The 5,607-nt window shown below is 53.5% G+C and carries 3 protein-coding genes; all 3 read right to left on the bottom strand.

The genetic code is table 11. The features are described 5' to 3' along the window. Positions 1-82: 82 nt before the first annotated feature. The 3 genes from ACEW8P_RS26145 to ACEW8P_RS26135 all read right to left on the bottom strand — a co-directional run bounded on the left by ACEW8P_RS26145 (position 83) and on the right by ACEW8P_RS26135 (position 5,533). Positions 83-1,306, bottom strand: coding sequence for an FG-GAP repeat domain-containing protein (locus ACEW8P_RS26145; RefSeq protein ID WP_373516004.1), 1,224 nt, complete (start codon positions 1,304-1,306; stop codon positions 83-85). Positions 1,307-1,316: 10 nt separating this feature from the next. Then, positions 1,317-3,044: a hypothetical protein gene (locus ACEW8P_RS26140; RefSeq protein ID WP_373516003.1), complete on the bottom strand. Its 1,728-nt coding sequence runs from the start codon at positions 3,042-3,044 to the stop codon at positions 1,317-1,319. 110 nt (positions 3,045-3,154) lie between these two features. Further along, positions 3,155-5,533 carry an ABC transporter permease gene (locus ACEW8P_RS26135; protein WP_373516002.1) on the bottom strand — a complete coding sequence of 793 codons (2,379 nt, stop codon included), beginning with the start codon at positions 5,531-5,533 and terminating at the stop codon, positions 3,155-3,157. Between the last annotated feature and the right edge of the window lie 74 nt (positions 5,534-5,607).

The raw sequence follows: 5,607 nt of genomic DNA, 5'->3' as shown, positions 1-5,607 counted from the left end.
ACGCTGCGGATTGACGTTAGCGAGGAAAGGCCTTTCTCAATCAAAAATCTGTAAAGCAGGTGATCGCGGTAGCACCTGCTAACTACTTATGGGGATTCTCATACCAGATTACACCTAGCCCTCTGCTGTTTTCGCCGTAGTTTTCTTCGCAGATGAGTACATCGAGGTCTCCATCCTGATCCATGTCCAGCAGTTCTGCCTTATCATACTTGGCAATGTGAGTACCCGAAATACTGTGGAAGGTAATCTTAGCGGGCTGGTTCAGTTCCCGTCCGTCGATCCAAGCCAAGCCAATTTTCACAAGCCCCTTGGTTTCAGTACTATATACTAAGTCGGCTATGCCGTCGCCGTTTATGTCCCCAGCTTCCACGGATTTCGGGCTACCAAGAGTATCGGGAATGTGAATTTTCGTTGTTTCCTCCCAGGAGATTCCTTGCTTATCCCGACGCTTGAAGATTCGGATGGTGCCTTCCGTTTTTTCCGTTATCACAGCCTCTTCGATTCCATCCCCGTCAGTATCAACCATTGCCATAAACATTACTTCCAGTCCGGCACCCCCGATCATGCGGCTTCGCCAGATACTTTTCTGCGCTTGGCCCATTCCGGGGTTTTCCAGCCAACGACATCCCTGATATGTACCTTTTCTATCCGTAATTACAATATCATTGTCACCGTCGCGATCCATATCTCGAACCAGGATGGACATAATCCATCCGGCGGGCGTGATAGGGTGCCATTGCCATTGGTGTAGGTTCCGGGGCGCGTCCGGCGACTCGAACCAGCCCACACCTGCTCCGACGTCTTTGCCTCCGGCCACCAAGTCGCCGCCGTTTTTACCGTCAATTGGTAATGCCTGGGCGTACATCCATCTCATTCTGCGGGCAGAGGCAGGAAGTACCTCCTGGCGCCAGGTTTGTGGGTCGAGCAGGTTTTCTGATTGCGACCAGTGAACGTAGATTTTCTTGTCGCTCCCTTCCGTGCAACTTACGATCTCCAGCTTTCCGTCACCGTCCATGTCCACGAATGCCGCATCTTCTACATCAGGTGTGGTACCTACCGTCACAGCCGGCCAGGGTTCTTTCACGCGGGCCGCGCCCGGATACAGGTAGAGACGGGTAATTCCTCCCTCTTCCCAGCCCGTCACGATATCGGGCAACCCATCCCCGTTGATATCTCCCAACTTCACCCCGTCGGCTCCCGAGGAAGAGGAGTCGATGGTATGCCGGAGCCACGACTGGCCGAAGGAAGTGGATTGAAGCAAGAAGCAAAGTACTAGCCCGACCAAAATAAGTTTGACGCGTCCCATATAAATAAAACTAAGAAAGCTGAAGGGTGTGTTGGAAGGGCGTGAAGCCCGTAAGATAGACGGATGGTGCATCCGGGCGCGGTAAGCCTCCGCGCAAGTGTAAGTTGCGGTGTTCCGCTTTGCCCGATCCGAAAGTAACAGTGTCGCCTTCACGAGAATAAGTACCTTGCCTGTTTGTTTCAAGTAGGTAAGCGTCTTTCTCATTATTAATCAGCGACTCCACGCCACTAAATTGACCGCCTTCCCGAAAAATAAGCTCCACCGTTACCGGAATGCCGTCGGTTCCCGCTATCTCGATGTCCGCTTCCACGCCAGTCGCCGTTTCCCGAATTTTTATGGTAGAAACGAGCCGCTGTACTTCACTCTGCTGGCGGTCGCTCTTCGGCAGTTTTTCCCAGTTGCCGCCACTTCCTTCCGGAATTTTGTCTTTGGGGAAAGGCTGGTAGTAAGGACCTTCCAGCGACTGGGTCATGATCCAGTCGCCGCCGCTTTTGGTCAACTCTCCCCCTTCAAACTGTCCTTTTCCAAAAAAAGAAGCCGCAAATCGAACGCCCTGCAGCACGGCGTTTCCTTTATGAAAAGTAAGCCAAACGGGATTTTTGGAAATTAGTGTGGCATCCCAATCCCCCCGCCTGATGCGTACCAGACCTGAGTACGGAAATGCCTTGACATAGTTGGTAGGCAGCGGATTCGCGGAGGGCAGCTCTCCCCAGAGTGACGGGTCTTCCAGGAAGTAGTTGAGTTGCGAGGCGACTTTTGGCAGCGCCGTCTCTTCAATCAGTCGGCACATGGCCGCAAAATCCTTGTCCTTATCCCGTAGTGCCAGGAAACGGTAAGGATAGTAGTAGCCCTCCATCGTCCCAACCGCTGCCTTATCCTGTCGCCCGGAGGCTTCGGTTACCACTTCGCCATTGGGATGTGCGTAGTAGCGGGTCATGGTCAGGTTTCTGCGCACGTAGTCGAAGATTTCCGGCTTTTGTAAGCCTTTGGCGATGGTGATTAGCGTTTGGTTGGTGAGGGGAGAGTAGATGTAGGTGCTGTGTTCGGTGTATTGCCCGTCCGCATCCATGTCGATCTGCTCGGCCAGCCATTCTTCCACGCGAGCCACGTAGCGCGGATCGGGCCAAAGTTCGTACAGTTTGGTCAGAGCCGCCGACACTACCCAACGATGATTGGGCGTGTGAATGCCGCCCACGATCAGCGCCTCGCCCGCTCGTTGTAGAAAAGTTTTCAACGAGTCGAGCGGAGCTTTGAAAAATGTTGCTCCGTCCCGCTTCATCAGGATGTATTCGGGAACCAGCCATTTTGTGATGAAACCTAAGTCAGGTGTAGAGTGGAAATTGGTCGAAAGCAAGTCGACCGTACCGTCGGCGTGCTGGGCGCGCAGCAAGTACTGTAAGGCCAGTTCGACCTCCTCCGCCAGGCTCTCCGAGTGAAAGTACTTGCTCTCTGGACTCACCAGAGCACACACGGCCGTGCGAACGAAGTTGGTTGCCGAATGTACATTGGGAATGCCATAGCCGTCCGTCAAGCCACCGAAAGCCGGGTGACTGCCGTCCTTTACTCGCAGGGCGCGAAGGGGTTCGACGCGCTGGTCGTTAGTTTCAACAAGGGACAGTAGCCAATCTGGTTTATTTTTTATGCCAAGATTCTTGGGGCGAGCCAGTACCAGCGAACTGATAGCTGAAGCGGTACAAAGGGCAGAAGCAGTATTTTTCAGAAATTTTCTTCGTTGCATATTTTTGTAGAAGAAGGGATAAGAAAGAGCATCTTTCAAAATAGAAGACTCCTTCCCTCCTCTGTCACCCTGAGCGGAGTCGAAGGGCTCCTTTCTTGCCTTCCTACTTTTCACTCGCTCCGCAACGACTTCACCGGATTCACGCTCGCTGCCTTCACCGCCTGATAACTCATAGTCAGAAACGCAACCAACCCGGCCAATCCACCCGCCAGCAGAAACGCCCACACGGGCACATCGATACGGTAGGCAAAATCCTGCAACCAGGTATCCATGCCGTACCAGGCGATGGGCGCGGCCACCAGCATGGCGATCAGCACCAGTTTCAGAAAGTCTTTGGAAAGTAGCGTCACGATGCTCGACACGCTGGCTCCCATGACTTTGCGAACGCCGATTTCCTTCGTCCGCTGCTCGGCGGTGAAAGCGACCAGTCCCAGTAATCCCAGACAGGAAATGAAAATGGACAAGCCCGCAAACAGGCCGAATACCCGCGAAGTCTGGATTTCTTTTCGGTAGGCTTTATCAAAGGCTTCATCCAGAAAACTATATTCAAAGGGATAGTTTGGAAACTGCTTCTCCCAGGCGGTTTTTAGCAGCGGCACCGTGGCAGCGAGGTCGGTGCCTTGCAGTTTGAGGGCCAGTGGTCCCCAGGTCGCATTGCCGATCAGCATCATCGGCATGATGGTACTCTTCAAATCCATCTGGTTGAAGTCCTGCACGACGCCGACAATCTGTCCGTTGACAGGCACTTCGGCGTAGCCGCCGTCGGCATTGTACTGATAGCTGACGTAGCCAATCGTTTGCCCCAATTTCCAGCCGTACTTTTTCATGGCCGTTTCGTTGACCACGTAGTTGGTACGGTCGGCGGTGTTGTCTTTTTGGAAAAACCTTCCCTCGACCATCTTCACCCCAAAAACCGAAGGAAACTGACTATCCACGAATAGCTGCCCGATAGCCACGTCGTCCTGCGGCCCCGTGACCGATTGAGGCGACAGTTTGTTGATGCTTACGCCCGCGCCGGGCAACAGCGAAACCTGCGTCATAGACTGGACGCTGGCCAACTGCCGCAGCTCATTCTGGAAAGCCGACCGCTGGCTCTCGGAAGCTTGCGAAGGTGGGTCGAGCGAAAGTACCTGCTCACGCTCGTAACCCAAATCCTTGTGCTGAATGTAACGAAGCTGATCCACAACGACGATCGTGGCCACCAACATCACGATCGAAATCACGAACTGCACCACCACCAGCCCACGCCGGACGTAAGCCCGGCCGCTGTTGGGCAACAGGTAGTTTTTTAGAACCTTTATTGGGTTGAAATTTGACAAGACAAAGGCGGGGTAAATACCCGTCAGAACGCTGGTCAGTACCACGAATCCCAGGAGAAGAAATAACTTGGAAGAGGTCAGAAGTGGCGCGATGGAAAGATTTTTATCTGCAAAATCGTTAAAAAAAGGCAGCGCAATTTGGGCCAGGAGCAAGGCAAATCCCGCCGCAATGAGCGTAAACAGAAACGATTCGCCCATGAATTGCTTGATGAGTTGCGAACGCTTCGCGCCCATCGCCTTACGGACACCCACCTCCCGCGCCCGCAACGTAGACCGCGCCGAGGAGAGATTGAGGTAGTTGAAGCACGCCAGCAACAAAATGCACAAGGCTACCGCCCCGAAAATGCGCACGAATTCGATGGCGTTGGTCGCCCGCACCCGGTCGTCCATGCGGTGGCGGAGGTAAATATCGCGCAGCGGAATCACGTCCAGCGACCAGGCGATGGCGTTGGGGTCGTTGGTCTGCTTGGCGATAGCGGGCAGTTGACTTTTTATTTTATCAAAATTCGCCCCCGGACTGAGTAGGAAGTAGTTCATCCCGGCAAAATCCCAATAAGAGGTGCCGTTGGCATAGAGCAAGGTCGGAGCATTCAGGCTGGAAGCCAGGAAGTCGATGGGCAGGTGCGTGTTTTCGGGCGTGTTCTGCATTACGCCCGCTACGGTGAAGGTGGCTTTTCCGTTGAGCTGCACATCGAGTGTTTGGCCCACGGGCGGCGTGCTGGCGAAGTATTTGGTGGCCATACGCTGCGAAATCACGACCTGGTTGGGTAACGCCAGCACATCCTGCAGGCTTCCCTCCACCATCGGAAATTCAAAAACTTTGGTGAGATTGCTATCCGCCAGGCAGAAGCGGCTTTCGTAGGCCGCCAGGTCACGCCGCGAGATCAACGCCCGGCGAGGTGAAACTTGGGTGACGGTTTCAATGCCCGTCTGCTTTTTTAATAGATCGCTAAACGACGAGCCACTCGACGACGAATTCAGGAATTGCTGAAACAGCCCGATACGATCGGCTTTGGGCTGGTCTTGATCGAAGCTGAGGTCGTCCATTACGTAGAGCGCGATGACCAGGCAGGTCGCTAACCCGATGGAAAGTCCGGCAATGTTAATGAAGGAATACGTCCGGTTTTTGACCAGATTACGGAAGGTAATTTTGAGGTAGTTTTGAAGCATAGTGGATAGTAGAACAAGTATAAAGACAAGCCTAAGTATTTGCCCAACCTATACTAAAATCCTATGCCCAAAAA

This window comes from Persicitalea sp. (genome assembly GCF_041751555.1).
GTDB lineage: Bacteria > Bacteroidota > Bacteroidia > Cytophagales > Spirosomataceae > Persicitalea.
This window is presented reverse-complemented; position numbering and strand designations above follow the sequence as displayed.

Coding starts and splice junctions, on each gene's coding strand:
- ACEW8P_RS26145 (WP_373516004.1), bottom strand. CDS start 1,306: ATGGGACGCGTCAAACTTATTTTGGTCGGGCTAGTACTTTGCTTCTTG.
- ACEW8P_RS26140 (WP_373516003.1), bottom strand. CDS start 3,044: ATGCAACGAAGAAAATTTCTGAAAAATACTGCTTCTGCCCTTTGTACC.
- ACEW8P_RS26135 (WP_373516002.1), bottom strand. CDS start 5,533: ATGCTTCAAAACTACCTCAAAATTACCTTCCGTAATCTGGTCAAAAAC.